This window comes from Pseudomonas baltica (genome assembly GCF_031880315.1).
Taxonomy (GTDB): domain Bacteria; phylum Pseudomonadota; class Gammaproteobacteria; order Pseudomonadales; family Pseudomonadaceae; genus Aquipseudomonas.
The window spans coordinates 2,788,361-2,815,060 of the sequence record NZ_CP134771.1 but is presented as its reverse complement, the minus strand read 5'-3'; the positions used below and the strand labels follow the sequence as shown (position 1 = coordinate 2,815,060).

Here is a 26,700-nt window from a genome sequence, read left to right as displayed (position 1 = left end):
TTTACGAGGTCAATCATGCATATTCACGTTCTAGGTATTTGCGGCACGTTCATGGGCTCGCTGGCGGTGTTGGCCAAGGAGCTGGGTCACCGTGTGACGGGCTCGGACGCCAATGTCTATCCGCCGATGAGCACTCAGTTGCAGGCTCAGGGCATCGAGTTGACTCAGGGCTATGACGCTGCACAGCTCGATCCGGCGCCCGATCTGGTGGTGATCGGCAACGCCTTGTCGCGGGGCAATCCGGCCGTGGAGTATGTGCTCGACAAAGGCTTGCCGTATGTGTCCGGGCCGCAATGGTTGGCCGACCATGTGTTGCAAGGCCGCTGGGTGCTGGCCGTGGCTGGCACTCACGGCAAGACCTCCACCAGCAGCATGCTGGCCTGGGTGCTGGAGCATGCCGGCATGAGCCCGGGTTTTCTGATCGGCGGCGTGCCGCAGAACTTCGCGGTGTCGGCGCGTCTGGGCAGTACGCCGTTTTTCGTGGTCGAGGCCGACGAGTACGACAGTGCGTTCTTCGACAAACGCTCGAAATTCGTCCACTACCGTCCGCGCACCGCGATCCTCAACAATCTCGAATACGACCATGCGGATATCTTCCCTGATCTGGCGGCGATCGAGCGGCAGTTCCATCATTTGGTGCGGACCATTCCGAGCCAGGGCTTGATCATCCACCCGACCACCGAGCCAGCGCTGCAGCGGGTGATCGGCATGGGCTGCTGGACGCCTGTGCAGACCACAGGTTCGGGTGGCCAGTGGCAGGCGCGATTGCTTAGTGAAGATGGCTCGCGCTTCGAAGTGTTGTTCGAGGGTAGCAGCCAGGGCATCGTCGACTGGCCGCTGACAGGCCAGCATAACGTCGCCAACGCGTTGGCCACGCTGGCCGCGGCGCGGCATGTGGGCGTAGTGCCTGCGATGGCGATCGAAGGCCTGGGGGCATTCAAGAACGTCAAGCGGCGAATGGAACGGGTCGCCGAAGTGCGCGGTATCACTATTTATGATGACTTCGCTCATCACCCGACCGCGATCGCGACCACCCTGGATGGCCTGCGCAAGCGTATCGGCGATGCGCCGTTGATCGCGGTGATCGAGCCGCGATCCAATTCAATGAAACTCGGCGCTCACCGCGACGGCTTGCCGGGCAGCGTGACCGATGCCGATGAAGTGATCTGGTATGCGCCACCGAATCTGGGCTGGGACTTGGCCGCGACCGTGGCACAGAGCACAGTGCCGACCTTGGTAGCCGATAGCCTCGAAGCGATCATTGCCCGGGTCAAGGCCCAGGCGCAGCCGGGTACCCACGTGGTGATCATGAGCAATGGCGGCTTCGGCGGCTTGCATGTGAAGCTGGCGGAGGCGTTGCGATGATGGTTGTAGGTGTGGCTGCTGGCCTGACAGGAGCCAGCCGATGAGCGGCCCGGAACGCATCACCCTGGCCATGACCGGCGCCTCGGGCGCGCAATATGGCCTGCGCCTGCTCGACTGTCTGGTACGTGAAGACCGCGAAGTGCATTTTCTCATCTCCAAAGCCGCACAACTGGTGTTGGCTACCGAGACCGACGTGCTGCTGCCGGCCAAGCCGCAGAGCATGCAGGCGTTCCTTACCGAATACACCGGCGCCTCGGCGGGGCAGATTCGTGTGTATGGCAAAGAGGACTGGATGTCCCCCGTGGCTTCCGGTTCCGGCGCACCTGCGGCAATGGTGGTGGTGCCATGCTCCACGGGGACGTTGTCGGCGATCGCTACAGGCGCCTGCAACAACCTGATCGAGCGCGCGGCAGACGTGACCCTTAAAGAGCGTCGACAGCTGATCCTGGTGCCCCGCGAGGCGCCGTACTCGACTATCCATCTGGAGAACATGCTCAAGCTGTCGCAGATGGGCGCGGTGATCCTGCCTGCATCGCCGGGGTTTTACCACCAGCCGCAGACGCTGGACGACTTGATCGATTTCGTCGTAGCGCGCGTGCTCAATCTGCTGGACATACCTCAGGACATGTTGCCGCGCTGGGGTGAGCATCATTTTGGTGGGGAGGAGTGACAGTCGCCCCTGTAGCGAGGGGGCTCGCCCCCGAAAAGCCGTCGTGCCAGGCCCGCCGAATCGTGGGTAAGCCCGCTCGCTACAGGAATGTTCACGGATTGATGGTCAGTGCACTTATCGCGAGTCTCACCGGCTGCGCGACCGTCAGCACGCTGGATGCCAACAAGCCCGGCGCGCCGGTGGTGTATGCCGGCACGCGATTGGATTTCTACCTGATGCAGGGCGGGTGCTGCCCTCAGGACCGCTTCGGCACTGAAGGGCCGAAATACCCCGCCTGGGACATGCCAGGCAGCATGCTGCTCGATACGTTGTTGTTGCCGCTGTCGCTGCTGACTGCTGCGGGTATTGGGTTTAGCGCTCAAGGCGGGTTGTAGGCTTTCGGACCTCTTCGCGAGCAAGCTGTGCTCCCACATCAGACTTGAGTCGTACGACTGTGGGAACGGGGCTTGCCCGCGAAGGCGCCATTAGCCACGGCTCACAAGCCGGCTATTTACCCAGCCGCCGCAGCTCATCCGACTCGACCACCCTTACCCCATCCTGCTCTTCGAGCGCCAGGCGCCACAGCGCGCGGGCCAGTTGCGTGGCTTCGATGCCATGGTATTTGCCGGGAATCAGTCGTGACAGCGGCCCTGCCAGCTGTTCGCTCAAGCGTGGCTCGGTACGGGCACCGAGCAGAATCGATGGGCGGGCGATGGTCAACTGCGGCCAGTTTTGCGCGATCAGCGATTTTTCCGTCTGGCCCTTCACGCGGTTATAGAAGATCGACGATGTTTCGTCGGCATTGACGGCGCTGATCACTAGCAGATGGCGCGCGCCCAAGTCTCGGGCGCGCTGCGCATAGGCCACCACCAGATCGTGATCGATGGCCCGAAAGGCATCCTCCGAGCCCGCCTGTTTGATGGTGCTGCCCAGGCAGCAATAGGCGATGTCGACGCGGCCTTCGAGTTGCGGCAGCAGATCGGCGAGGTTACCTACCGGGTTTTCCAGGTGCGGATGCTCGGCCAACTGGCGCCGGGTCGGGGCCAGTACACGGCTGACCGTCGGCTCGTTGAGCAAGCGGTCGAGCAGGTGTTCGCCGGTCAGCCCGGTGGCGCCGGCGAGGAGGATATGCTGCGGGGTCAGGTACATGGTGCTACTCCTTGCGACACGCGCCAGCCGGGTGATGGCTACTGTAAAGCTTAGTCTTGGGCGACAACTCCCGCTTCCTTGCGCGCTGCCTTGGCTGCGGCCGCCGCACTCTGCAAGGCCTTTTGCGCTTGCTGCTGGCGCAACCGTTGCCAGTGCGCGATCACGCCTTTGGGGGCCCAGATCTGCGGCTCGGAGGCTTCGTAGTTGTCGGCTATCTCCCTTTCGGCAACGTGAGCGCGCGCTTGTTCAAATGCCTGTTGCAAGTCGTCGGTGGCGTTCAGCGCCTGGGCGAACAAGGCATCGCCGAAATAGGTGAAGTCGGCCTCTTCCGAGCATCCGAACGACACGCGATCAGCCCGTGAGGCGGTCATGATCAGTGTACGGGCGTCCTTGAGGGCCGGGATGAAACCTCCGGAATAGCAAGATGAAATCACCACCACCTTGTCGCGGTCCTTGAGCGGCGCGAGCACGCTCGCCAGTTCGTCGGCAGGCAGGTCAGCGAGCTCCATGCGCGGCTGTTCCAGCACCAGTTCATGATTCTGGGTGCCGTGACTGGTCAGGTAGATGAAGATCAAATCTTCCGGGCCACTGCGCTCGGCCAGGGTCTTGACCGCGCGGCTGAGGGTTTCGCGGCTGGCCATGGGGCGGTCAGCGAGGTGATCGCGATGATTGACCAGAGTGATCTGGCCTACGGCGCCGAAGCGGCTGGCGAGCATGGCGCTGACGTAGTCGGCTTCACGCAGGAACACGCTCTGGTTGCCATCACCGCCCAGCACCAGGCTGTACAGTTCGGTCGCGGGCGTCGAATGCGGCACTGCGGCCAGTGCTTTGTCCAGCAGCGCGCCTTGGTTGAGCAGGCCTTGCTCCAGGCTGTCGGGCAGCAAGCGGCCACTGCCATCGCGCACGCGCTGGCCGTTGACCCAGTAGCCGCTTTGTGTGGCGCCGCTCTTGACGGTCAGCACGCCCTGACCCTGATAGGCGTCGTCGGCGAAGCCACCTTCGAATGTGCTGCCATCGGCCATGGTCAGCTTGCCCTGACCAGAAAAGTGCCAGTCGGCAAAACCGCCTACGTAGTGACTGCCATCGCTGCCCAGCAGTTCGCCTTGGCCGGTGAGGGCGCCGGCTTTGAAGTCGCCGATCCACACATCGCCGTCGCTGTTTTCAAAGCGCCCACGGCCTTGCAGCTGGTTCTGATGGAAATTGCCGATGTATTGATCGCCGTCGGCATTGCTGTAGTTGCCGTGGCCCTCCAGTTGGCCGTTGACGAACTTGCCGCTGAACTGATTGCCACTGGCGTCGCTGCGTACGCCTTCGCCGTTGGGCTTGCCTTGATCGAACAGGCCCTGGTAGGTGCTGCCGTCCTCGAGCTCAAGATGGCCGGCGCCGGAATACTGGTCGTTCTTGAAGTTGCCGCGGTAGGTCTGGCTTTTTTCCTTGAGGGTGCCTTCGCCGTCGCGGCGACCGAGCTTGAAGCCGCCGCTGTAGCTGCTTTTCGGGGTGCTCAGGCTGCCTTGGCCGTCGAACAGGCCTTTTTCGAAATGGCCGCGATAGACCTCGCCGTTGCTGCCATGCCATTCGCCGTCACCGTGCCACTGGCCGTTGACGAAATTGCCCTTGTACCAGCTGCCGTTGGGGTAATCGATGCGACCTGCGCCTTGCAAAACGCCGTTGACCACTTCGCCGCGATAACGGCCGCCATCGGGCAGTCGCGCGTCGGGCGGCAATAGGGATTCGCCATCACCGCAGGCAACGAGCAGTAGCGAAAGCGCAAGAGGAGCGAGTGGGCGCATGACGGGATCCGGGCAATTGAGGCGCCGAGTATGCCGTAATCCGGTGGCGAGGAAATAGCCGTTAGCAGGCTTTCATTTCCTCTCAACTGTTACCAGATTCGCCGCGACAGCTCTGGCCCGCAGCTAAAGGAAGCACAGCGACAACGGTTCAGCGATGTACGCGGGTTTGGATTCGCCTTCTATTTCAAGAGTGGCGAGGATTTTCATCAACCACTGGCCGGGCTTTTTCTCGCTGACTTCGGTCAGGTCGACCTTCAAGCGCACCTGGGAATCGACCTTGACTGGCTGGATGAACCGCACGCTGTCCATGCCGTAGTTGATAGCCATTTTCATGCCGGCGGGGAACACCATGACCTGGCTCATCAGGGAGGGGATCAGTGAGAGCGTCAGCAAGCCGTGGGCGATCGTGGTGCCAAAAGGCCCGGTGGCGGCGCGCTCCGGGTCCACATGAATGAACTGGTGATCGCCCGTGGCATCGGCGAAATCGTTGATGCGTCCTTGGTCGATGGTCAACCAGTCGGAGCGCCCCAGGCAAGTGCCCACGTATTCGTGCAGTTGATCGGCGGGAACGTCGCGCATGGGCAATACCTCCACGGGGGGGCAATGGGGGGTAACAATTTGTACGTTCGTGCCAGGGCGCTAGATCAACACGCTCGGGGCAGCGGGTCAAGCCTTGATCCAGACCGGTCGGCGGTTCTAAGCCAGGCGCTGGTCGTGCTTATAATGTCGGCTCGATGGAGAGGACCTTTATGGCGTTGCGTGGATTGACCTGGCTCGTGCTGTTCCAATTGTTGGGGACGGTGATCAATCATTTGCTGGTGCCGATCGTGCCCGGGCCGATCATCGGCCTGTTGCTGATGCTGGCGTACCTGATGCTACGCGGCGATGTGCCGGCGCCGGTGAGCGAGGCGGCCAGCAGCCTGCTGCGCTACCTGCCTTTGATGCTGGTGCCGCCAGCGGTCGGGGTGATGGTCTATGCCGGGCAGATTGCCGAGGATTTCTGGGCCATCGGCGGCGCCTTGCTGATCTCGGTGCTGGTCGCGATGGCCTTTGCCGGCTGGTTGATGCAGCGCCTGATCGGTCGTCGCCCGCCCAGCGATGAGGTTCAGCCATGACCCTGGACTGGCAGGGCACGCTGGACTCGGTCATCCATCACCCGCTGTTCGGCATCGGCATCACCTTGGGCGCCTACCAGTTGGCGGTGGGTGCCTATGAAAAGACCCGCTGGATCTTCCTCCAGCCGGTGCTGGTGTCGATGCTGATATTGATCGGCGTGCTGGTCGCCTGCGGGATCGACTACACCGAGTACCGTAAGAGCACCGACATCCTCAATACCCTGCTGGGCCCGGCCACCGTGGCCCTGGCGGTGCCGCTGTACCTGAATCTGCGGCGTATTCGTCAGCTGTTCTGGCCCACCTTGACTACGCTGGTGTTGGGTGGGGTGCTGGCTACGGGCTCATGCCTGCTGCTGGGCTGGCTGTTCGGCGCTGATCACATGATTCTCATGACCCTGGCTCCCAAGTCGGTGACCTCACCGATCGCCATGCTGGTGGCCGCGCAGATCGGCGGCGTGGCGGCGCTGGCAGCGGTATTCGTGTTGATCACTGGTGTCATCGGGGCCATCTTCGGCCCTGGGATGTTGTCTATGCTGGGAGTGGAGAACCCAGCTGCGCGCGGCATGGCCCTGGGGCTCACGGCGCACGCGGTGGGGACCTCAGTGGCGATCCAGGAAGGTGAGGAATGTGGGGCTTTCGCCGCATTGGCGATGAGCTTGATGGGGGTCTCGACCGCCGTATTGCTGCCATTGGCGGTCAGTCTGTTCGTTTAAGGAAATCCTATGATTTTGCCGCTGTTCCCGCTCAATACCGTGCTGTTTCCGGACTGCGTGCTCGATTTGCAAATATTCGAGGCGCGCTACCTGGACATGATTACCCGCTGCATGAAGCAGGGCACCGGATTCGGGGTGGTATGCCTGTTGGAGGGCGATGAGGCCGGCAATGGCGAAGTGCTGCACGCACCGGTGGGCTGCGAGGCGATGGTGGTCGACTTCAATCCGCAGAACAACGGCCTGCTGGGGATTCGCGTCAAAGGCACCCGGCGATTCGAAGTCAAAAGCTGCGAGACCCAGCGTGATCGGTTGCTTCTCGGCGAAGTGGAGTACCTGTATGAATTCCGCGAGGAGCCACTGAGTTCCGACGAGGACGACCTGTTGGCGCTGCTCAACGCCTTGGCGGAGCATCCGATGGTCGCCGCTCTGGGCATGCTTGATGGCGCAAGGACCCAGCAATCGTTGGCCAATCAGTTGGGTTATCTGCTGCCCTTCCTCAACGGCGACAAGCTGCGCTTGCTGTGCCTGGATGACCCCCGCGAGCGCCTGGATAATATCCAGACGCTGCTTGATGAGCTGCAGGGCGAGTTGTTCGACTGAAGCGGTTCTGGCCTTGCAACGAGGGGGGCTGGCCCCCGACAAGAGCAATCAGCCACTGCGGATGCGTTGTCGTTACCCGTTTTCGGGGACAAGCCCCTTGCTACAGGGTTTGAGCACCATACTGATAATGCGCCATGGCATGGGGCAGGGTGGTTGCCAGATGCCAGCCTAGAATGGCTGCAACCGCTGGCAGTATCCACCACCATACGCGCCCGGCCACGGCAGGCATCGACCCACCAAAGTGTCGGTTGGCCGCGAGGCTGACCGCACACAGGCAGCAGGCGAGCATGGCCCCGGCCAGCACGTCGGTCGGCCAGTGCACACCCAGGTAGATGCGCGATGCGGCGATCATCGTCGCCGGGATGCACGCCAACACCAGCCACATGATGCGCATCCGCGGCGCCTGGCCGAGGCCAGCCAGGAGCGCCAAAGTCAAAAACAGTGCAAACGACGCCGAAGCATGGCCGCTGGGCATGCTATAGGTGCTCAATGGATCGTTCAGTATCTCCGGGCGCCCGCGGGCGAAGAACATCTTCAGGCTGGCATTGCACAGTGCGGTGCCGAGCAGTGCGCCGACGGCAAAGAGGAAATGCCGCCACTGACGGTGGATTGCCAGGATCAGCACCACGGCGGCGGCCAGCATGAACTGTGTGCGGAAGTCGCCCATGGCCGTGGTCATCGCCACGAAGGGATCCATTGCCTCGCTGCGGTGCTCCTGCACCAGTTGCATGAGGCCATTGTCGAGATGGGTCAGGTAGGGCCAGCCGATCAGCAATGCCAGTAGCATGGCCAGGCTCATCAAGGCCACCCACAGGGTCGCGCGGGTATGGCGGCGCAGGCTGCTATTGATGCTCAGGCCGACGAGGATCGCCAGGCCACCGGCGACCGCCCCCGCCTCCGGCCAGAAACCGGGCGGCAGCGGCAAGCGGAAGGCCGCACCGGTGGCCCAGCCGGGGAGTAGATAAGCGATAGACCAGCCGGCCGCAGCCAGCACGCTGACCAGTGCGAAGCGGATCAGCGGCATTTCCAGCATGCCGGCGATCAGCGGCAGCATGGGCCGCAACGGGCCGATGAAACGGCCGATCAGCAAGCCCTCGACGCCATAGCGATGGAAATAGTTTTCGGCCCTCTCCATCCATTGCGGGTGGCGCGCCAGCAAGGGAATACGCTTGATGTCCTGATGATAGCGACGGCCGATGGCGTACGACAACGCGTCGCCCAGCAGGCCGCCGGCATAGCCCAGCAGTAATGTCTGGCCAAGCGACAGGGCGCCGTGACCGGCCAATACGGCAATAGCGAAGAGCACCACGGTGCCGGGCACGATCAGCCCGGCGATCGCCAGGCATTCGACGCAAGCCACTACGAAAATCGCCAGGCCCAGCCACTGTGGGTGAGCGGTCAGCCAGCCAGTAAGGCCGTCAAGCCAAGAGCCCATCTATCGGTTTCCTTTTATCGGTGCGGCGGTGGTCGGTGAGGGGTTGATCTGCAAAGCGTAGTCCTGCCCCTCTCGCTGCCCCCGACGCAGCGGATTGCGCGTGCAATGCCGAGCGTATTCAGGATCGACGAAGCGATAGGGCAGATGTTCATCGCGCCCGGCGGGGATGCCCAGGCGAGTGGTCTGGATGACCTGGGGGACGAGGATGCCGGTGTCCTCGACAAAAAAATGTTCGGGATCGAAGCGCTGGGCGTCCCATTGCGGCACTTTCAGGCCCAGTGCCTTGCACAGAAGCGTCTGCCCTGCGCACAGGCGCTCGGGCGGGCGCAGTTGGCCATTGGCGTCGGGATTGTTGAGCTGCATCTGCGCCAGCGCGTTGCTGTCGCTGACCTCATCGACCCAGGGATAGGCCGACTTGATCAGCACGGCATTGCCAGGCCCGGCAGCGCTGAAATTCAACGAATCGCCACCACGGGCGTAATACATATAGATGTGGCCGCCATCGAGGAACAGCGCTCGGCGTTTTTCGGTGTAGCCCAGCGAAGCATGGCTGCCTTTTTCTGCCGCGTAGTAGGCCTCGGTCTCGATGATGCGCGCTGACAACCAGTAAGGCCCTTGGCGATGCCGGATGATCTTGCCCAGCAGGTCGCGGGCAAGGACTTGCGCGTCGCGATGGAAAAACTCGTCGGGCAAATGCCGGCGGACGGCGGTGGCGGGCATGTCAACATCCAGATGGGTGTGCGGATTTGGGAGCGGCAGCCGGCAGATGATAGCAACCGGCACCTTAATCGGACCTGAATGACCGGCATTTGTTGCCCAATTTCGACCATCCGCCTGCCACCGCTGTGCGTGGCGCGGCGCGGCAGCTATAATCAGCCGCTTTCCCCTTTGCCAAGACCACAGAGACCATGACTGAGTCCGTGCTTGACTACATGACCCGCCTGGGTCGCGCTGCCCGCGAAGCCGCTCGCGTGATCGCTCGTGCCAGCACCGGTCAGAAGAACCGTGCCTTGCTGGCGACTGCCACGGCGCTGGACGCTGCCCGCGAACAACTGGTCGCTGCCAATGAGCTCGACCTGGCCGCCGGCCGCGCCAACAACCTGGAGCCAGCGTTGCTCGAGCGCCTGACCCTAACCCCGGCCCGTATCGACAGCATGATCGTCGGTTTGCGTCAGGTGGCAGCGCTGCCTGATCCGGTCGGCGCCATCCGTGACATGAGCTACCGCCCCTCGGGTATTCAGGTTGGCAAGATGCGCGTACCGCTGGGCGTAGTGGGGATCATCTACGAATCCCGCCCTAACGTGACCATCGATGCCGCCAGCCTGTGCCTCAAGTCCGGCAACGCCACTATCCTGCGCGGCGGCTCCGAGGCCATTCATTCCAACCGCGCCATCGCCACGTGCATCGCTCAGGGCCTGGAAGCGGCGCAACTGCCGGCCAGCGTCGTACAAGTGGTCGAGACCACTGACCGTGCGGCCGTGGGTGCATTGATCACCATGCCCGAGTACGTCGACATCATCGTCCCCCGCGGCGGCAAGGGCCTGATCGAGCGTGTCAGCCGCGATGCCCGCGTGCCGGTCATCAAGCACCTCGATGGCATCTGCCACGTCTATGTCAGCGCCAATGCCGAGCTCGACAAGGCCCAGCGCATCGCCTTCAATGCCAAGACCTATCGCTACGGCATCTGCGGTGCCATGGAGACCCTGCTGGTAGATGCCAGCGTCGCCGCACGATTCTTGCCGCCGATGGCTGCCCAGTTCCGCGAAAAAGGCGTCGAGCTGCGCGGCTGCCCGCGCACTCGCGACCTGATCGAGGCGCTGCCTGCCACCGAAGACGACTGGCACACCGAGTACCTGGCGCCGATCCTGTCGATTTGCGTGGTCGACAGCCTCGACGAGGCCATCGAGCACATCAATCACTATGGTTCCCACCACACTGATGCGATCGTCACCGAACATCAGGGTCAGGCCCGGCGCTTCATGGCCGAGGTCGACTCGGCGTCGGTGATGCTCAACGCCCCGACTTGCTTCGCCGACGGCTTCGAGTACGGCCTGGGTGCGGAAATCGGTATTTCCACGGACAAGATCCACGCCCGTGGCCCGGTCGGCCTCGAAGGCCTGACCTGCGAGAAATATGTAGTGGTCGGTGACGGCCAGTTGCGCGGCCAGGAGTCCATCTGATTGGCTGAAGTCGGCCAGTCCGGGGCACCTACCGTTCGACCGCAGCGCATTGGCGTACTGGGCGGCACCTTCGACCCGGTGCACATCGGTCACCTGCGCAGCGCCCTGGAAGTAGCCGATGCGCTGGCGCTCGACGACTTGCGCCTGACGCCGAACTTCCGGCCGCCGCATCGCGATACTCCGCAGGTGTCGCCCGAGCAGCGTCTGGCGATGGTGCGCAGCGCTGTCAGCGGGGCGGCGCCGTTGAGCGTCGATGACCGCGAACTGCGCCGCGATACGCCGTCGTACACCATCGACACCCTGGAATCGATGCGCGCCGAGCTGGCGCCTCAAGACCAACTGTTCTTGCTGCTGGGCTGGGATGCCTTTTGTGGCTTGCCCTCCTGGCACCGCTGGGAAGAATTGCTGCTGCATTGCCACATCGTGGTGTTGCAGCGCCCTGACGCGGACAGCGAGCCACCGGATGCCCTGCGCAACCTGTTGGCCGCCCGTTCCGTCAGTGACCCGCAGACCCTCAAGGGGCCGGCGGGTCAGATCGCGTTTGTCTGGCAGACACCCTTGTCGGTGTCCGCCACCCAGATCCGTCAACTGCTGGCCAGCGGTAAGTCGGTGCGTTACCTGGTGCCTGACGCTGTACTGGCCTACATCGAGGCGCACGGGCTGTACCGTACGTCGAACTGAATAGGCGCACTTGAAGGCACGAACAGTCCTGTATTCAAGCGCCCGAATATACGAGCAAAACGAGTTTTATATGACGAACAAAGACGTAAGCAAAGTTAAGCGCAAAGGCACGTTCAAGAGCGCTCCCCTCGCAGTGCCGGCCCACACCGGGCCTGAGCTCGCTGGCGAAGAGCTGGTGAAGGTGGCCGTTGCCGCTCTGGAAGACGTAAAGGCTCTGGATATTCAAATCCTGGACGTGCGCGACAAGCAGAGCATCACCGACTTCATGATCATCGCGACCGGTACCTCCAACCGCCAGATCGGCGCGATGCTGGACAAGGTTCGTGACGCCGTCAAAGCCCAAGGCGTCAAGCCGCTGGGTGAAGAAGGCAAGGGCGACAGCGACTGGGTGCTGTTGGACATGGACGACGTGATCGTGCACATGATGACCAGCAACGCTCGTCAGTTCTACGACCTGGAGCGCCTGTGGAAAGGTGCCGAGCAGAGCCGTGCCGTCGATGGCAAGCACCACAGCCCGGAAGTCGGTCACTCGCAGTTCGACAAGCTCAACAAAGACCAGGAATAAGGAACCGCTGTGCGCCTGCGTCTGATTGCTGTCGGTTCTCGCATGCCCAAGTGGGTGGAAGATGGCTGGCACGAGTATTCCAAGCGCCTGCCATCCGAATTGGCGCTCGAACTGGTGGAAATACCGCTCAACACCCGGGGCAAGAATGCTGACGTGGCGCGCTTTATCCGTCAGGAGGGCGAAGCCATGTTGGCCAAGGTCGGCCCCAACGAGCGGATTGTGACGCTCGAAGTGCATGGCAAGCCCTGGAGCACCGAGCAATTGGCGGTGGAGCTGGACAGCTGGCGGCTGGATTCGCGCACGGTGAACTTCATGGTCGGCGGCCCCGAGGGGCTGGCGCCGCAAGTGTGCGCGCGGGCGGATCAACGCTGGTCGCTGTCGGCCCTGACACTGCCGCACCCACTGGTAAGAATCCTGATCGGTGAACAGCTGTATCGTGCCTGGACAGTCCTGTCCGGACACCCTTACCACAAATAATCTGCGCCCAGCCCGATGACCCAGCCGATTCGCCTCAAGGACCACGAGAAAGACGCCCGCACCGTGCGCAGCCGCGTCGTGGTCGGTGCTGTGGTCGTGTGTGCGCTGCTGTTGGTGCTGATCGCGCGTTTGTATTTCCTGCAGGTCATCCAGTACGACTATCACTCCACGCTGTCGGAGAACAATCGGGTGCACGTGCAGCCGATCCCGCCGACCCGCGGGCTGATCTTCGACCGTAACGGCGTGGTCATCGCCGACAACCGCCCCAGCTTCAGCCTCAGCGTCACTCGCGAACGGGCGGGCGACTGGCAGCAGGTGCTCGACCTCATCGTCGAGGTGCTGAGCCTGACGCCCGATGATCGCGAGCTGTTCGAAAAGCGCATGAAGCAAGGGCGGCGGCCGTTCGAGCCGGTGCCGGTGCTGTTCGAACTCACCGAGGAGCAGATCGCGCGGATTGCGGTCAACCAGTTCCGCCTGCCGGGTGTCGAGGTGGTCGCGCAGTTGGTGCGCCATTACCCCCAGGGTGAGCATTTCGCTCACTCGGTGGGCTACATGGGGCGCATCAACGAGAAGGAGCTCAAGTCCCTGGATACTGTGGCCTACAGCGGCACGCATCATATTGGCAAGACCGGTATCGAGCGCTTCTACGAGCCCGAGCTGCATGGCCAGGTGGGCTACGAAGAAGTTGAGACCAACGCACGTGGCCGCGTGCTGCGGGTACTCAAGCGCACCGACCCGGTGCCGGGCAAGGACATTGTCCTGAGCCTCGACATCAAGTTGCAGCAAGCTGCCGAGCAGGCACTGGCGGGACGACGTGGCGCGCTGGTGGCCATGGACCCGAGCACTGGCGAGGTGCTGGCGATGGTCAGCCAGCCAAGCTTCGATCCCAACCTGTTCGTCACGGGTATCAGCTTCAAGGCCTACGCCGAGCTGCGCGATTCCATCGACCGTCCGCTGTTCAATCGGGTACTGCGGGGGCTTTACCCACCGGGTTCGACCATCAAGCCGGCAGTGGCCATCGCCGGCCTTGATACCGGGGTGGTCAATGCCGGTACGCGGGTGTTCGACCCAGGCTATTACCAGTTGCCCAATTTCGATCACAAATACCGCAACTGGAATCGTACCGGCGATGGCTGGGTCGATCTCGACACGGCCATCATGCGGTCCAACGACACCTACTTCTACGATCTGGCGCACAAGATGGGTATCGATCGCTTGTCGACCTACCTCAACCGGTTCGGCATCGGCCAGAAGGTCTCGCTGGACATGTTCGAGGAAGCGCCGGGCCTCATGCCTTCGCGGGAATGGAAACGCGTGGCCCGCAAGCAGGTCTGGTATCCCGGCGAAACCCTGATCCTCGGTATCGGCCAAGGCTACATGCAGGCCACGCCGCTGCAATTGGCGCAGTCCACAGCGCTGATCGCCAACAAGGGCAAGTGGAATCGGCCCCGGCTGGCCAAGACCATCGAAGGCGTGCCGCCGGTTGACGACAACCCCATGGACGATATTGTCCTGCGCGACCCGGCCGATTGGGCCAAGGTCACCCACGGCATGGAGCAGGTGATGCAGGGCGCCCGTGGTACCGCGCGCAAGGCTGCGGCCGGTGCGCAATACCGGATTGCCGGCAAGAGCGGCACCGCGCAGGTGGTCGCGATCAAGCAGGGCGAGAAATACGACCGCAGCAAAGTCCAGGAGCGCCATCGTGACCACGCCTTGTTCGTCGGCTTCGCCCCAGCGCAAAGCCCGAAAATCGTGGTGTCGGTGATGATCGAGAACGGTGAGGCCGGCTCCGGAGTGGCCGCCCCCGTGGTACGTCAGGTGATGGACGCCTGGCTGCTCGGTCCCGATGGCCAGCTCAAATCCGAATACGCCAGCACCCCAGGTGCGGAGATCACGGCACGTGAAGAGTAATTTCGATCGCATCCTCTCCAGTGAGGATGTGATGCGCCGTCGCGCGACCTTTTTGCAACGTATCCATGTCGATGGGCCCCTGCTCATCCTGCTGCTGACCCTGGCGGCCGGCAGCCTGTTCGTCCTGTACTCGGCCAGCGGCAAGAACTGGGACCTGCTGATCAAGCAGGCGACCTCGTTCGGTATCGGCCTGGTGTCGATGTTCATCATCGCTCAGGTCGAGCCGCGGTTCATGGCGCGCTGGGTGCCGCTGGGCTATGTGATCGGGGTGGGCTTGCTGGTGGTCACCGACGTCATGGGCCACAACGCCATGGGCGCGACGCGGTGGATCAACATTCCTGGGGTGATTCGCTTCCAGCCGTCGGAGTTCATGAAGATCCTGATGCCGGCCACCATCGCCTGGTATCTGTCCAAACGCACCTTGCCGCCCCATCTCATTCATGTGGTGGCCAGCCTGGCGCTGATCGGCGTGCCGTTCATTCTCATCGTCCGTCAGCCCGATCTGGGGACCTCGCTGCTGATTCTGGCGGGCGGCACCTTCGTGCTGTTCATGGCCGGGTTGCGCTGGCGCTGGATCATCAGCGTGCTCGCCGCTGCGGTGCCGGTGGCGGTGGCGATGTGGTTTTTCATCATGCACGACTATCAGAAACAGCGAATTCTGACCTTCCTCGACCCCGAGAGCGACCCGCTGGGTACCGGCTGGAACATCATCCAGTCGAAGGCGGCCATTGGTTCGGGCGGGGTGTTCGGCAAGGGCTGGCTGATGGGCACTCAGTCGCACCTGGATTTCCTGCCTGAAAGCCATACCGACTTCATCATTGCGGTGATGGGCGAAGAGTTCGGCCTGGTGGGCATCTGCGCCTTGCTGCTGATTTATCTGTTGCTGATCGGGCGCGGCCTGGTGATCACGGCCCAGGCGCAGACGTTGTATGGCAAATTGTTAGCAGGCAGCCTGACGATGACGTTTTTTGTTTACGTTTTCGTCAATATCGGTATGGTCAGTGGCCTGTTGCCGGTGGTGGGGGTACCGCTGCCCTTCATTAGTTACGGCGGAACTTCGCTGGTGACCTTGATGTCAGCGTTTGGCGTTTTAATGTCGATCCACACGCACCGCAAATGGATCGCACAGGTTTGAAAAAGGTGAGCCACTCAATGCAATCAATGCGTAACTGGGCTACTCGATACGTTCCATGGGTCGGCCTGGTGGGCATCCTCGGTTCGTCGCAACATGCGGCGGCCGGCGATTACGAAGGCTCGCCTCAAGTGGCGCAGTTCGTCGGAGAAATGACACGTGATTACGGCTTTGCCGGTGAGCAGCTGATGGGCGTTTTTCGCGAGGTCGAGCGCAAGCAATCGATCCTCGACGCCATCTCGCGCCCGGCCGAGAAGGTCAAGCCGTGGAAGGACTACCGGCCGATTTTCATCACCGATGCGCGTATCGCCAGGGGTGTGGATTTCTGGCGTCAGCACGAGGTGGCGCTGGCGCGGGCCGAGAAGGAATACGGCGTGCCGGCCTCGGTGATCGTCTCGATCATTGGCGTGGAGACGTTTTTTGGTCGCAATACCGGCAATTACCGGGTGATCGATGCCTTGTCGACCCTGGCGTTCGACTATCCGGCGCGCTCCGACTTCTTTCGCAAGGAGCTGCGTGAATTCCTGTTGATGTCCCGCGAGGAGCAACTCGATCCGTTGACGATCAAGGGCTCCTACGCCGGTGCCATGGGGCTGCCGCAGTTCATGCCCAGCAGCTTTCGGGCGTATGCAGTGGACTTCGACGGTGATGGCCACATCAATATCTGGAGTGACCCCGATGACGCCATCGGCAGCGTCGCCAGCTATTTCCAGCGCCATGGCTGGGTCGCCGGCGAGCCAGTGGTCAGTCAGGCGACGGTGCGTGGCGATCAAGCCGACAGCGGTTTGAGCCCGGGCATTGATCCGGTCAAGACCGTTGGGGAGTTGCGGGCGCTGGGCTGGTCGAGTCATGATGCGCTGCGCGACGATATGTCGGTGACGGCATTTCGCCTGGATGGCGCCAATGGCCCTGAGTACTGGATGGGGCTGAAGAATTTTTACGCGATCACGCGTTACAACCGCAGCGTGATGTACGCCATGGCCGTACATCAGCTGGCGGATTTGCTGGTTCAAGCACGGGGCAACAAGTAATGCGGGTTACGCCGACAAGCGCACCACTCAAGCTGCTGGGCTTTACAGCAATGGCACTGTTGATCGTCAGTTGTTCGAGCACCAGCAGCCGCTCGCCTGTGCAAGGCGGCACGGCTGTTCGCTCGATGCCGGGGCTGGACATCAACCGCGCCCACAAGGACGGTGCCCCTTGGTGGGACGTCGACGTGTCGAAGATCCCCGACGCGATACCGACCCTGCACAGCGGCCCGTACAAGGCCAACCCCTATACCGTACTGGGCAAGACCTACTTCCCGCTCAACGACTCGGCCAGTTATGTGGCCGTCGGCACCGCGTCCTGGTACGGCACCAAGTTCCATGGCCAGAACACCGCCAACGGCGAGGTCTATGACCTGTACGGCATGAGCGCGGCGCACAAGACCCTGCCGCTGCCCAGCTATGTGCGCGTGACCAACCTGGATAACAACCGATCGGTGATCCTGCGGGTCAACGACCGCGGGCCGTTCTATTCCGACCGCATCATCGACTTGTCCTATGCCGCCGCGAAAAAACTCGGTTATGCCGAAATCGGCACGGCGCGGGTCAAGGTCGAGGGCATCGATCCACAACAATGGTGGGCACAGCGTGGTCGTCCGGCACCGCTGATGCTTGATCAACCCCAAGTGGTCGCCGCTGAAACACCCAAGCTGACGGCGTCCACTGGCACCGTTGAACAATATACGCCACCGCCCCAGCAACACGCGGCCGCGATCATGCCAGTGGCAATCGACGCAAAAAAAAACGCTTCTGCGCCAGCAGCTGGCCAGTATCTCCAGGTGGGAGCCTTCGCCAACCCGGACGCTGCAGAGCTCCTGAGGTCGAAGCTCAGCTCGATGGTCAAGGCCCCGGCCTTCACCAGCCCGGTGGTGCGTAACCAGCAAACTCTGTACCGCGTGCGCCTGGGGCCGATTGGCAACCCGGCGGAAGTCCAGCAGGTACAGAACAGTGTTCGCTTGGCCAATCTGGGCTCGCCGAGTGTGGTCACGGAATAACCCTCCGGTACTGGCTCGGTCCGCCGAACCGCAACAACGCCAGGCCTTCAGGCCTGGGAAACGATTTGCCCATCTGGGCATCTGCCCATCAGTAATCTCGAGAGACGGATGAACATCACCACCTTTGCCAAACGCCTATGCCTGCTTGTACCCCTGATGATCGCTCCAACTGCATGGGCGGCTGATCAGATGGTGCCCGCGCCGCCGCAACTGGCGGCCAAAGCCTTCGTACTCATGGAAGCCTCCAGCGGTCAGGTGCTAGTCGAGGACAACGGCGATCAACGCCTGCCGCCTGCCAGCCTGACCAAGCTGATGACTGCCTATATCGCCACGCTGGAAATCCGTCGTGGGCAGATCGGCGAAAACGACCCGGTAACCATCAGCGAAAACGCCTGGCGCACCGGCGGTTCGCGGATGTTCCTCAAGGTCGGTTCGCAAGTGTCGGTCAGCGACTTGCTGCACGGCATCATCATCCAGTCGGGCAACGACTCCAGTGTCGCCCTGTCCGAGCACATCGCCGGTAGCGAAGACGCTTTCGCCGACATGATGAACACCACCGCCGGCAAGTTGGGCATGGCCAACAGCCACTTCATGAACCCGACCGGTCTGCCGAACCCGGAGCACTACTCCACCGCGCACGACATGGCGGTGCTGGCCCGGGCGATCATCCACGAAGATCCAGCTCACTACGCCATCTACTCGCAGAAAGAGTTCTTCTGGAACAACATCAAGCAGCCTAACCGCAACCTGCTGCTGTGGCGCGACAAGACGGTCGACGGTCTGAAGACGGGTCACACCGACGAAGCCGGTTACTGCATGGTAGCTTCGGCCGTACGTGACGGCATGCGCCTGATCGCCGTGGTATTCGGTACCACCAGCGAAGCCAACCGCGCCGCCGAGACGCAAAAGCTGCTGACTTATGGTTTCCGCTTCTATGAAACCCAGACCTTCTACAAAGCCGGTGCAGAGCTGGCACAGGCGCCTGTCTGGAAAGGCACCGCGAGCACCGTGCGTGCCGGCCTGGCTGAAGACCTGACCATGACTGTGCCCAAAGGCCAGCTGAAAAACCTCGCGGCTACCATGACCATGGTGCCGCAACTGGTCGCACCGATCGCCAAAGGCGCGGTGATCGGCAAGGTCGAAGTGAAGATGGGTGACAAAGTGCTGCAAAGCACCGACCTGATCGCACTGGATCAGGTTGATGAAGGTGGCTTCATCCGTCGCCTCTGGGATAGCATTCGGCTATTCTTCCACGGCTTGTTCAACTGATATCGTGACCTGCGCGCCCCTGGCTCTTACCTGAGCCGGGGGCGATGTTGTCGCCACGGCTTACGAGGCCGTTACTGCCATGACCGATCCCAAAGTCCCAGCTTCTGCCGACGCCAAGTCTGGCGAAGATATAAAGTCCCACGAAATCAAGTTCCCTTGCCCCGACTACCCCATCAAGGTGATCGGCGAAACGGGTGCAGGCTACAAGGCCCTGGTGCTTGAGGTCCTCGGCAAACACGCCGAAATCGACCTTGCGACCCTGGCCGAGCGCCAGAGCAGCAACGGCAAGTACACCACTTTGCAGGTGCACATCATCGCGACCGGCGAAGATCAACTGCGCGACATCAATAGCGCGTTGCGAGCCACCGGCCACGTGCACATGGTGCTCTGATGCCGAGCGCATCCAGCGTGCTGGGCTTCCGCGAGTTGGGCCTGATGGCCTACGAGCCTGCCTGGCATGCCATGCAACGCTTCACTGATCAACGTAGCAGCGACACCCCCGACGAAGTATGGTTGGTGCAGCACACGCCGGTGTTCACTCAAGGCCAGGCTGGCAAGGCCGAACACCTGCTGCTGCCGGGGGATATCCCGGTGGTGCAGGTCGATCGCGGCGGTCAGGTTACTTACCATGGCCCCGGCCAGTTGGTGGTGTACCTGCTGCTGGACGTGCGGCGCCTGGGTTTTGGAGTGCGCGAGCTGGTCAGTCGTATCGAAAATGCCCTGATCGATCTGCTCGCCAGTTTCGGCGTCAGCGCCGCGGCCAAGCCGGATGCACCCGGTGTTTACGTAGAAGGTGCTAAAATCGCGTCCCTGGGCCTGCGTATCCGTCGCGGCTGCTCGTTTCACGGGCTGGCGCTGAACGTCGACATGCAACTTGAACCGTTCCAACGTATCAACCCATGCGGATACGCCGGGCTGGCAATGACCCAGCTGTGCGATCATGCAGGCAGCATTGAATTTGCCGAGGTTAGTGCCCGGCTGCGCGTGCAGCTCGTCAAACACCTCGACTACGCTGAGCAGACGACCCTGACGGGCGGAATCGAATGATATGACTACTGCTTTTGACACCACCGTGGAAAACCTGATCCCGACCACCAGCTTGCCGGTCAAGGCCGCACCTCATAAAGTGGAGGCGGGCGTCAAGCTGCGCGGTGCTGAGAAGGTCGCGCGCATCCCGGTCAAGATTATCCCGACCGAAGAACTGCCGAAAAAACCCGACTGGATTCGCGTACGCATCCCGGTTTCACCGGAAGTCGACCGCATCAAGCAGCTGCTGCGCAAGCACAAACTGCACAGCGTCTGCGAAGAGGCTTCGTGCCCGAATCTGGGCGAGTGCTTCTCCGGTGGCACCGCGACCTTCATGATCATGGGTGACATCTGCACCCGTCGCTGCCCGTTCTGCGACGTCGGCCATGGCCGCCCGAAAGCGCTGGATGCCGACGAGCCGATGAACCTGGCAGTGGCCATTGCCGACCTTCGCCTCAAGTACGTGGTGATCACTTCGGTAGACCGCGACGACCTGCGTGACGGCGGTGCCCAGCACTTCGCCGACTGCCTGCGCGAGATCCGCAAGCTGTCGCCGGGCGTGCAGCTCGAAACCCTCGTCCCGGATTATCGCGGCCGCATGGATGTGGCGCTGGCCATCACCGCAGCCGAGCCGCCGGATGTGTTCAACCACAACCTCGAGACCGTGCCGCGTCTGTACAAGGCTGCGCGCCCTGGTTCCGACTACCAGTGGTCGCTGACCTTGCTGCAAAAATTCAAGGAGATGGTGCCTCACGTACCTACCAAGTCCGGCCTGATGCTCGGCCTGGGCGAGACGGACGAGGAGGTGATCGAGGTGATGCAGCGCATGCGCGAGCACAACATCGATATGCTGACCCTCGGCCAGTACCTGCAACCTTCGCGCAGCCACTTGCCGGTGCAGCGCTTCGTGCACCCGGACGTCTTCGCCTGGTTCGCCGAAGAAGGCTACAAGATGGGCTTCAAGAACGTCGCCTCCGGGCCGCTGGTACGTTCGTCGTACCATGCTGACCAACAGGCGCATGAGGCCAAGGCCAAGCTGTAAGCGCGTCGACTCGCCTTGCTCACACAGGTCTGTGAGTACGGGGGGCGTGCATTGCGGGAGCAAAGCTTGCCGCGAAGAGGCCGTAACAAGCGCCGCCGTATTTTCAAGTTGAGCGCAGCGCTGTAGAAAAAGCCGACAGTTTCTATCGCATAGAAGCTGTCGGCTTTTTTGTGCAAGCTGTTAAAGTCGTTGCCATCAGCCACGCAGTGAGGCCTCGGGATGAACGTCAATCAGCAAATCGCCGCCCAACCCCGCGAGCAGGGCATCGCCGTCCCCCGGCTGCGGCCTGAAGGTCGTATCGCGATTATCGCCCCCGCCGGGCCCAGGGAATTCGATGTTGCCACGGCCGAGCGCTGGATGGCGGCCAGGGGCTACAGTCTGAAAATCTTCCCCGGCGTGCTGCAGCAGTCCGGCTACCTGGCCGGCAGCGATCGGGTGCGCCTCAATGACTTGCACGATGCCTTCGCGGATGATCAGATCGACGCGATCATGTGCCTGCGTGGCGGCTACGGCAGCCCGCGCTTGCTGGACAAGATCGATTATGCGCTGCTGCGTCGACATGCCAAGCCATTCGTGGGCTACAGCGATATCACCGCGTTGCACCTGGCGATCGCCAAAGAGGCGGGATTCATCACGTTTCATGGCCCGATGCTGACGTCCGAGGTGCTGGCCGATCGTAAGCCACCCACCGAGACGTCATTGCGCAGGCTGGTACGCGGCCAGTTCAAAACTGGCTCGGAGCTGGCACATCCCGCCACCTTGCCGTTGGTTTCGATTGGCCATGGCATCAGCCGCGGGCGATTGATGGGTGGTAATCTGGCGATGATCTCGGCGCTGGAGGGCACGCCTTGGGCGCTGGAAGCGGACGGGATCATCTTGTTCATCGAGGACGTCAACGAACCCCTGTACCGGATCGACCGCTTTCTCACACAACTGAGGCTGAGCGGCAAACTGGCGAAGATCGCCGGCGTGCTGGTGGGAGACTTCGCGGGTATCAGCGTGGACGAAATGACGCCTCTGTTGCGTCAGATGTTCGAGCCGCTGGGAATTCCCGTGGTCGCTGGCTGGCGCAGCGGTCATTGTGACCCCAACCTGACCCTGCCTCTGGGCGCCATGGTGCGCCTGGACGGTGGCGAGTGCCGCTTGTGGCTGGAGCAGGATGTGGTTTGCTGACTGGCGGGCTCAATGATAGTTGTCCCGAAATTTCTGTGTGTGGTGCCGCCACAGGCGTGGGCGGTTTGCCTGAATTGAGTAATCCTTAGAGTGGGTAGTGCGCGACGTGCCAGTAAACCGGTCGCGCTTACTCAAGCCAAGGAATGACAACAATGACATACCCGAAAAACAGCATCGCGGTCTCCTTCATTGCAACGGCCCTGCTGGTTGCCGCCAGCCACGCATCTGCTGAAGTACGACCCGTTACCGAAGCCCACTGCCAAGTCATGCAAGACGCCAATACCTTTGACCCCAATGGCCCCGTTGGCTGTGATCGCCTGCGTCTGGTCAGCTTTCCTTTCACTTCACACCAGGGGCTCCCGGGTCGGGGATCGGTGGTAGTGCTTGATGCTTTCGCAGAAAACGTCGATATCATTTTCGCCAAGCTCGATGCACGGGGTTTCCCCTTGGAGCAGGCTTTAGGTCTGGAGCATTTCCAGGGTGACGACGCAGCGTCAATGGCAGCCAACAACACGTCCGCTTTCAACGGCCGGCCGATAACCGGCGGTGCTTCGTGGTCACTGCATGCCTATGGGGCTGCGATTGATTTGAATCCCGTGCAGAACCCGTTTCTCACTATCAATGCTGATGCCACCGCCACCATCGACCCAGTGGCTTCCGCCCGGGCTTACGTCAATCGCTCGGCCGTACGTGCTGAAAAGCCCGAGCGCCGGGGCATGGCGGAAGAGGTATTGGATATTTTTGCCGAGAATGGCTTTATCCATTGGGCGGGTATTGGAATGCGCCGGTGGATTACCAGCATTTCGAGGTAGCGCCACGCAGGTTTATCGAGCATCTGGCACGTGTCGAGCCGGATGTAGCGCGCAACGACTTCAATGCATACCTGGGAATGTACAACGCTTGCATGGCGGAACAGCAAGGGCTGGATCCCGCTCGTCAGCGAGCCTCTTGCGTGGGCCGGGTGCTGGATTTCTACCGGCAGTGGCCGTTGCCATCTTCGAGCATGGCAACGGCGGCTGAATAGCGGGTGGTCAAATGATCATGGAGAAGCGGCCTGGGTCGCAGCCCGAGATTTACCTCAGGCTTTCCAGCAGCTTGTGTGTGGGATAGCCGTCAGCCGGCCAGCTCTGAGCCGCCTGTGCGCTGCGGATCGCCTTGCGGGTGTTGGCGCCAATGATGCCATCGGGGTTGCCGGCATCGTAGCCCTTGGCGGTCAGCAGCGTTTGCAGCTCGATACGCTCGGTGCGGCTCAGCGGCAAGTCATCCTTCGGCCACTGCCCTTGCAGGTAACCACCACCACCAAAGCGCTGTGACAGCAGGCTCACGCCTAGGGCATAAGCCGACGAGTTGTTGTACTTGAGGATGGCGCGGAAGTTATCCAGCACCAGAAAGGCCGGCCCGCGATAACCCGCTGGCAACAGCAGCGCGGCCTGCAATTGGTCCGAGCCTGGGGGGATGGCACTGCCCGCCGGCAAGTTCACGCCCATGGCCAGCCACTGGGCCACCGATTTGCGCTGCGCGCCGTCGGCCAACAGGTAATCGAAGCCCTGTGGCAACTGCACCTCGAAGCCCCACGGCTGGCCCTTCTGCCAGCCGGAGCTTTGCAGGTAATTGGCGGTGGAGGCCAGCGCATCGGCGGCGTCGTTCCAGATATCGCGGCGCCCGTCGCCGTCGAAGTCAACCGCATGGGAGTTGTAGGTCGTCGGGATGAACTGCGTCTGGCCCATGGCGCCGGCCCAGGAGCCGAGCATCAGTTCTGGGGTGATATCGCCGTTTTGCAGAATCTGCAGCGCCGCAATCAGTTGATCCTGAGCGAAGCCGGGACGGCGGCCCTCATAGGCCAGGGTCGCCAATGAGCGAATCACTGACTTGTCGCCCTGGATCTGCCCGAAGCTGCTTTCCATGCCCCATACCGCGACCAGTGCCTGACGATCGACGCCGTAACGCTGCTCGATGCGCGTCAGCACGTCGCTGTACTGGCTGAGCAAGCCTTGCCCGCGGCGTACGCGGGTGGGCGAAATGGCGCCGTCCAGATATTCCCAGATCGGCCGGCTGAACTCCGGTTGGCTGCGATCGGCAGTGACCACACTTGGGTCCAGGGTCACGTTGGCGAACGCGCGGTCGAAGATGTCTGGCCTGATGCCGGCCTGCAGGGCCTGCGCGCGGAAACCGCTCTGCCATTCGGCAAAGGTCTCGGACGGCACGGCAATACCGTCGGCGCTCATCGGCGCAAGCGTGGTGATCGGTGCAACTGTCTTGGTTTGCTGGCTACCCGGCAAGGGCTGGGTCACAGGGAGCGTATCGGCGGCGGTAGGTTTTTCGGCGCAGGCGACAAGTGCGATGAGGCTGAAGGCAGCAATGATCTGGCGCAGTGGGCAGAGGCGGGGACGACGAAGAGACATGCAGGGGTCCAGATTTTTTTTAATCAGACCGTGACCATATCATGCCTGCGGTTGGAGCGGGTTCAGGCGGCCAAAAAGTAGGAAGCCTCCCAATCTCTCGATTGGAAGGCTTCGCGGCGGTAGCTGCCTTTGCCTTTGCCTGCGGGTTCCTGACGGCTGCGGAACAAGGGCTGGGCGACGATGGATTTGGCCTTGTTGGGGCGGGCCTTGCCGGTTTTTCGACTCATGAGCGACTCCTTGGAAGAGGGCAATATCATAAGTCAATCAGCGTGCACGTCAATCGGCCGGTAGTGACAAGCGTTGTCCGGCCATCAGCAGTGTCAGGCGTGAGAGGCTGACCCAGCTCGAGCCGGGCGCCTGGCCTTTGATCTGCGCATCGATGCGTTGCGCATCCTGCAGCAACTGCGCCCAGCGGCTCGCCGAATAGCGTTGCAGCGCCTTGCTCATCAGCGGCTTGCGTTTGTCCCAGATCGGCGGACGCGCCTGGCTGAAGGCCTTGTCCAGCGGCACGCCCTGGCTGTACTGCAATGCCAGGCCAGCCAGCACCCGCAACTCTCGGGCCAGGGCCCAGAGAATGACCGGTGGCTCGACCCCTTCACCGCGCAGGCCTTCGAGCATGCGCAGGGCATGCACCGGTTCGCCGTTGAGCACGGCGTCGACCAGGCCAAACACGTCATAGCGAGCGCTATCGGCCACGGCGCCTTGCACGGTCTCGAGGCTGATCTGCTGACCATCGGCCAGCAGCTTGAGCTTTTCGATCTCCTGGGCGGCGGCCAGCAGGTTGCCCTCGACCCTGGCGGCAATCAGCTCGATGGCATCGGGATGAGCCGCCAGGCCTGCCTGCGACAGGCGCTGCCGAATCCACTGCGGCAACTGCGCAGCATCGATGGGCCAGATCTGCACGAACTGCGTGCTTTGCCCCTCGACCAGCGCCTTGCCCCACTTGGTTTTCTGCGCACTGCCATCGAGCTTGGGCAGGCTGATCAGCAGCACGGTGTCTTCGGCCGGCCGAGCGCAATACTCGATCAGTGCCGCAGCACCCTTGTCACCCGGCTTGCCGGAGGGCAGGCGCAGCTCCAGCAGGCGTCGCTGGGCGAACAACGACAGGCTGGCGCCCGCCTGCAGCAGCGTGCCCCAATCAAAATTGGCGTCGGCGCTGAATACCTGGCGTTCGTCGAAACCTTGCTGGCGTGCAGCCAGGCGAATGGCATCCGCAGCTTCCTGAGCCAGCAGCGGATCGTCGCCGCTGATAACGTAAACGGGCGCGAGGCTGCCTTGCAGGTGTTTGGCGAGTTGGGCGGGGGCGAGTTTCATCGGCAACGATTCGGTGGGGCGGCCTGGTTTCAGGCCGCCCCGGGCCGATTACTTCGCTGGCACTTCGAGCGGCGATTGCTGCGGGGTGGCGTCTTCGAGGCGCTTGGCTTCGTCAGCAGCATCCTGCTCGGCCTTGGCGCGAGCGTCGGCTTTTTCCTGCAGCGCGTCGAGACGCTCAGGCGTCATCTGCTGCAGGCGCAGCATCAGGTTCTGCACCAACTGGCGGCGCATTTCGCCACGTACCTGGTCAGTAGCACTTTGCGAGCCGGCCAGGTTGCTGCCGTCGTGGGTGACGGAGCTGTTCACTTCAGCGCTGTCTTCCAGCAACACGCGCTTCTCGTGGCCGATCAGCTGATAGTTGACCGTGGTGGTCAGCTCGTATTCAGCAGAGCGCGCCGAACTGGTATAGCTGGTGGTGCGCTGGGTTTCGGCTTCGTTCACCAGATTCAACTGGTAAGGTGCACCCGCGTGAACCTTGACGCCGCTTTGCTCGAGGCTGCGAGTCAGTTCCTTGATGGTGTAGCCATAGGCATCACGAGCGGTGACGCTGATATCGGTCAGGGCCATTTTCGTGGTGCCCGTGCCACGCAGCTGGAAACCACAGGCGCTCAGCGCGACGGCCAGACCTATCACCAGCAGATTGCGTTTGATCATTGTTGTTGCTCCCTTCA

At 62.2% G+C, this 26,700-nt stretch carries 30 protein-coding genes; 21 read left to right on the top strand and 9 right to left on the bottom strand.

Annotated features, from left to right (window positions below):
- The first annotated feature begins 15 nt into the window (after nucleotides 1-15).
- The 3 genes from mpl (at nucleotide 16) to REH34_RS12465 (ending at nucleotide 2,409) form a co-directional block, all read left to right on the top strand.
- Nucleotides 16-1,365, top strand: a complete 1,350-nt coding sequence (gene mpl, locus REH34_RS12475) for a UDP-N-acetylmuramate:L-alanyl-gamma-D-glutamyl-meso-diaminopimelate ligase (RefSeq protein WP_226506286.1) — start codon at nucleotides 16-18, stop codon at nucleotides 1,363-1,365.
- A 40-nt stretch (nucleotides 1,366-1,405) separates the two neighbouring features.
- Nucleotides 1,406-2,035, top strand: coding sequence for a flavin prenyltransferase UbiX (gene ubiX / locus REH34_RS12470; RefSeq protein WP_226506287.1), 630 nt, complete (start codon nucleotides 1,406-1,408; stop codon nucleotides 2,033-2,035).
- A 101-nt stretch (nucleotides 2,036-2,136) separates the two neighbouring features.
- Complete coding sequence (locus tag REH34_RS12465) at nucleotides 2,137-2,409, top strand: YceK/YidQ family lipoprotein (RefSeq protein ID WP_311971795.1); 273 nt, start codon at nucleotides 2,137-2,139, stop codon at nucleotides 2,407-2,409.
- 112 nt (nucleotides 2,410-2,521) lie between these two features.
- On the opposite strand, the gene REH34_RS12460 is transcribed toward REH34_RS12465, so the two are convergent.
- From REH34_RS12460 to REH34_RS12450, 3 genes are all read right to left on the bottom strand, one after another.
- Nucleotides 2,522-3,163 (bottom strand): oxidoreductase, encoded by a 642-nt coding sequence (locus REH34_RS12460; RefSeq protein WP_226506289.1) that lies wholly within the window; start codon nucleotides 3,161-3,163, stop codon nucleotides 2,522-2,524.
- 50 nt (nucleotides 3,164-3,213) lie between these two features.
- Complete coding sequence (locus REH34_RS12455; RefSeq protein ID WP_226506290.1) at nucleotides 3,214-4,953, bottom strand: C13 family peptidase; 1,740 nt, start codon at nucleotides 4,951-4,953, stop codon at nucleotides 3,214-3,216.
- Nucleotides 4,954-5,076: 123 nt separating this feature from the next.
- Nucleotides 5,077-5,532: a MaoC family dehydratase gene (locus REH34_RS12450; RefSeq protein ID WP_226506291.1), complete on the bottom strand. Its 456-nt coding sequence runs from the start codon at nucleotides 5,530-5,532 to the stop codon at nucleotides 5,077-5,079.
- A gap of 170 nt (nucleotides 5,533-5,702) precedes the next feature.
- Here REH34_RS12450 and REH34_RS12445 point away from each other — a divergent pair, with 170 nt between their 5' ends.
- The 3 genes from REH34_RS12445 to REH34_RS12435 are packed head-to-tail and all read left to right on the top strand — an operon-like array spanning nucleotide 5,703 to nucleotide 7,381.
- Nucleotides 5,703-6,068, top strand: a complete 366-nt coding sequence (locus REH34_RS12445; RefSeq protein ID WP_311971794.1) for a CidA/LrgA family protein — start codon at nucleotides 5,703-5,705, stop codon at nucleotides 6,066-6,068.
- Nucleotides 6,065-6,781, top strand: coding sequence for an LrgB family protein (locus tag REH34_RS12440; RefSeq protein WP_226506293.1), 717 nt, complete (start codon nucleotides 6,065-6,067; stop codon nucleotides 6,779-6,781). The genes REH34_RS12445 and REH34_RS12440 overlap by 4 nt, the downstream gene beginning before the upstream one ends.
- A gap of 9 nt (nucleotides 6,782-6,790) precedes the next feature.
- The gene (locus REH34_RS12435) at nucleotides 6,791-7,381 is read left to right on the top strand and encodes an LON peptidase substrate-binding domain-containing protein (RefSeq protein ID WP_226506294.1); all 591 of its coding nucleotides are present in this window, start codon (nucleotides 6,791-6,793) and stop codon (nucleotides 7,379-7,381) included.
- A gap of 100 nt (nucleotides 7,382-7,481) precedes the next feature.
- On the opposite strand, the gene REH34_RS12430 is transcribed toward REH34_RS12435, so the two are convergent.
- Together REH34_RS12430 and REH34_RS12425 are read right to left on the bottom strand one after the other, a co-directional pair.
- Nucleotides 7,482-8,816: a bifunctional DedA family/phosphatase PAP2 family protein gene (locus REH34_RS12430; RefSeq protein WP_226506295.1), complete on the bottom strand. Its 1,335-nt coding sequence runs from the start codon at nucleotides 8,814-8,816 to the stop codon at nucleotides 7,482-7,484.
- Nucleotides 8,817-9,536, bottom strand: a complete 720-nt coding sequence (locus tag REH34_RS12425) for a DNA-3-methyladenine glycosylase (protein ID WP_311971793.1) — start codon at nucleotides 9,534-9,536, stop codon at nucleotides 8,817-8,819. It abuts the gene before it with no gap.
- A gap of 188 nt (nucleotides 9,537-9,724) precedes the next feature.
- Between REH34_RS12425 and REH34_RS12420 the strand changes: the two genes are divergently transcribed.
- The 15 genes from REH34_RS12420 (at nucleotide 9,725) to REH34_RS12350 (ending at nucleotide 23,337) form a co-directional block, all read left to right on the top strand.
- Nucleotides 9,725-10,996 (top strand): glutamate-5-semialdehyde dehydrogenase, encoded by a 1,272-nt coding sequence (locus tag REH34_RS12420; RefSeq protein WP_311971792.1) that lies wholly within the window; start codon nucleotides 9,725-9,727, stop codon nucleotides 10,994-10,996.
- A complete protein-coding gene (gene nadD, locus REH34_RS12415) occupies nucleotides 10,997-11,677 on the top strand; it encodes a nicotinate-nucleotide adenylyltransferase (RefSeq protein ID WP_226506298.1) in 681 nt (226 codons plus the stop codon).
- A gap of 70 nt (nucleotides 11,678-11,747) precedes the next feature.
- Nucleotides 11,748-12,242, top strand: coding sequence for a ribosome silencing factor (rsfS, locus tag REH34_RS12410; protein WP_226506299.1), 495 nt, complete (start codon nucleotides 11,748-11,750; stop codon nucleotides 12,240-12,242).
- 9 nt (nucleotides 12,243-12,251) lie between these two features.
- A complete protein-coding gene (gene rlmH / locus REH34_RS12405) occupies nucleotides 12,252-12,719 on the top strand; it encodes a 23S rRNA (pseudouridine(1915)-N(3))-methyltransferase RlmH (protein WP_311971791.1) in 468 nt (155 codons plus the stop codon).
- A 15-nt stretch (nucleotides 12,720-12,734) separates the two neighbouring features.
- Nucleotides 12,735-14,630, top strand: a complete 1,896-nt coding sequence (gene mrdA, locus REH34_RS12400) for a penicillin-binding protein 2 (RefSeq protein ID WP_311971790.1) — start codon at nucleotides 12,735-12,737, stop codon at nucleotides 14,628-14,630.
- Nucleotides 14,631-14,661: 31 nt separating this feature from the next.
- Nucleotides 14,662-15,765: a rod shape-determining protein RodA gene (gene rodA, locus REH34_RS12395; protein WP_226506474.1), complete on the top strand. Its 1,104-nt coding sequence runs from the start codon at nucleotides 14,662-14,664 to the stop codon at nucleotides 15,763-15,765.
- Between the two features lie 17 nt (nucleotides 15,766-15,782).
- Nucleotides 15,783-16,793 carry a lytic murein transglycosylase B gene (mltB, locus tag REH34_RS12390; protein ID WP_226506302.1) on the top strand — a complete coding sequence of 337 codons (1,011 nt, stop codon included), beginning with the start codon at nucleotides 15,783-15,785 and terminating at the stop codon, nucleotides 16,791-16,793.
- Nucleotides 16,793-17,803 carry a septal ring lytic transglycosylase RlpA family protein gene (locus tag REH34_RS12385; RefSeq protein ID WP_311971789.1) on the top strand — a complete coding sequence of 337 codons (1,011 nt, stop codon included), beginning with the start codon at nucleotides 16,793-16,795 and terminating at the stop codon, nucleotides 17,801-17,803. Before mltB ends, REH34_RS12385 begins: the two co-directional genes overlap by 1 nt.
- Nucleotides 17,804-17,911: 108 nt before the next feature.
- Entirely contained in the window at nucleotides 17,912-19,072 is a 1,161-nt protein-coding gene (locus tag REH34_RS12380) for a D-alanyl-D-alanine carboxypeptidase family protein (protein WP_311971788.1), read from the top strand.
- 79 nt (nucleotides 19,073-19,151) lie between these two features.
- Nucleotides 19,152-19,463, top strand: a complete 312-nt coding sequence (locus REH34_RS12375; RefSeq protein ID WP_226506305.1) for a DUF493 domain-containing protein — start codon at nucleotides 19,152-19,154, stop codon at nucleotides 19,461-19,463.
- Nucleotides 19,463-20,119, top strand: coding sequence for a lipoyl(octanoyl) transferase LipB (gene lipB, locus REH34_RS12370; protein WP_226506306.1), 657 nt, complete (start codon nucleotides 19,463-19,465; stop codon nucleotides 20,117-20,119). Before REH34_RS12375 ends, lipB begins: the two co-directional genes overlap by 1 nt.
- Nucleotide 20,120: 1 nt before the next feature.
- Nucleotides 20,121-21,140, top strand: coding sequence for a lipoyl synthase (lipA, locus tag REH34_RS12365; protein ID WP_226506307.1), 1,020 nt, complete (start codon nucleotides 20,121-20,123; stop codon nucleotides 21,138-21,140).
- Between the two features lie 219 nt (nucleotides 21,141-21,359).
- On the top strand, nucleotides 21,360-22,313 hold the full coding sequence (locus REH34_RS12360; RefSeq protein WP_311971787.1) for an LD-carboxypeptidase: 954 nt from the start codon (nucleotides 21,360-21,362) through the stop codon (nucleotides 22,311-22,313).
- 152 nt (nucleotides 22,314-22,465) lie between these two features.
- On the top strand, nucleotides 22,466-23,125 hold the full coding sequence (locus REH34_RS12355) for a M15 family metallopeptidase (protein ID WP_311971786.1): 660 nt from the start codon (nucleotides 22,466-22,468) through the stop codon (nucleotides 23,123-23,125).
- On the top strand, nucleotides 23,101-23,337 hold the full coding sequence (locus REH34_RS12350; protein ID WP_311971785.1) for a hypothetical protein: 237 nt from the start codon (nucleotides 23,101-23,103) through the stop codon (nucleotides 23,335-23,337). The genes REH34_RS12355 and REH34_RS12350 overlap by 25 nt, the downstream gene beginning before the upstream one ends.
- Nucleotides 23,338-23,386: 49 nt before the next feature.
- On the opposite strand, the gene REH34_RS12345 is transcribed toward REH34_RS12350, so the two are convergent.
- The 4 genes from REH34_RS12345 to lptE form a co-directional block, all read right to left on the bottom strand.
- Nucleotides 23,387-24,715: a lytic murein transglycosylase gene (locus REH34_RS12345; protein ID WP_226506310.1), complete on the bottom strand. Its 1,329-nt coding sequence runs from the start codon at nucleotides 24,713-24,715 to the stop codon at nucleotides 23,387-23,389.
- A gap of 62 nt (nucleotides 24,716-24,777) precedes the next feature.
- Nucleotides 24,778-24,942 (bottom strand): alternative ribosome rescue factor ArfA, encoded by a 165-nt coding sequence (gene arfA / locus REH34_RS12340; protein ID WP_226506311.1) that lies wholly within the window; start codon nucleotides 24,940-24,942, stop codon nucleotides 24,778-24,780.
- 49 nt (nucleotides 24,943-24,991) lie between these two features.
- Nucleotides 24,992-26,029, bottom strand: a complete 1,038-nt coding sequence (holA, locus tag REH34_RS12335; RefSeq protein WP_226506312.1) for a DNA polymerase III subunit delta — start codon at nucleotides 26,027-26,029, stop codon at nucleotides 24,992-24,994.
- A gap of 48 nt (nucleotides 26,030-26,077) precedes the next feature.
- A complete protein-coding gene (gene lptE / locus REH34_RS12330; RefSeq protein WP_226506313.1) occupies nucleotides 26,078-26,683 on the bottom strand; it encodes an LPS assembly lipoprotein LptE in 606 nt (201 codons plus the stop codon).
- Nucleotides 26,684-26,700 lie beyond the last annotated feature (17 nt).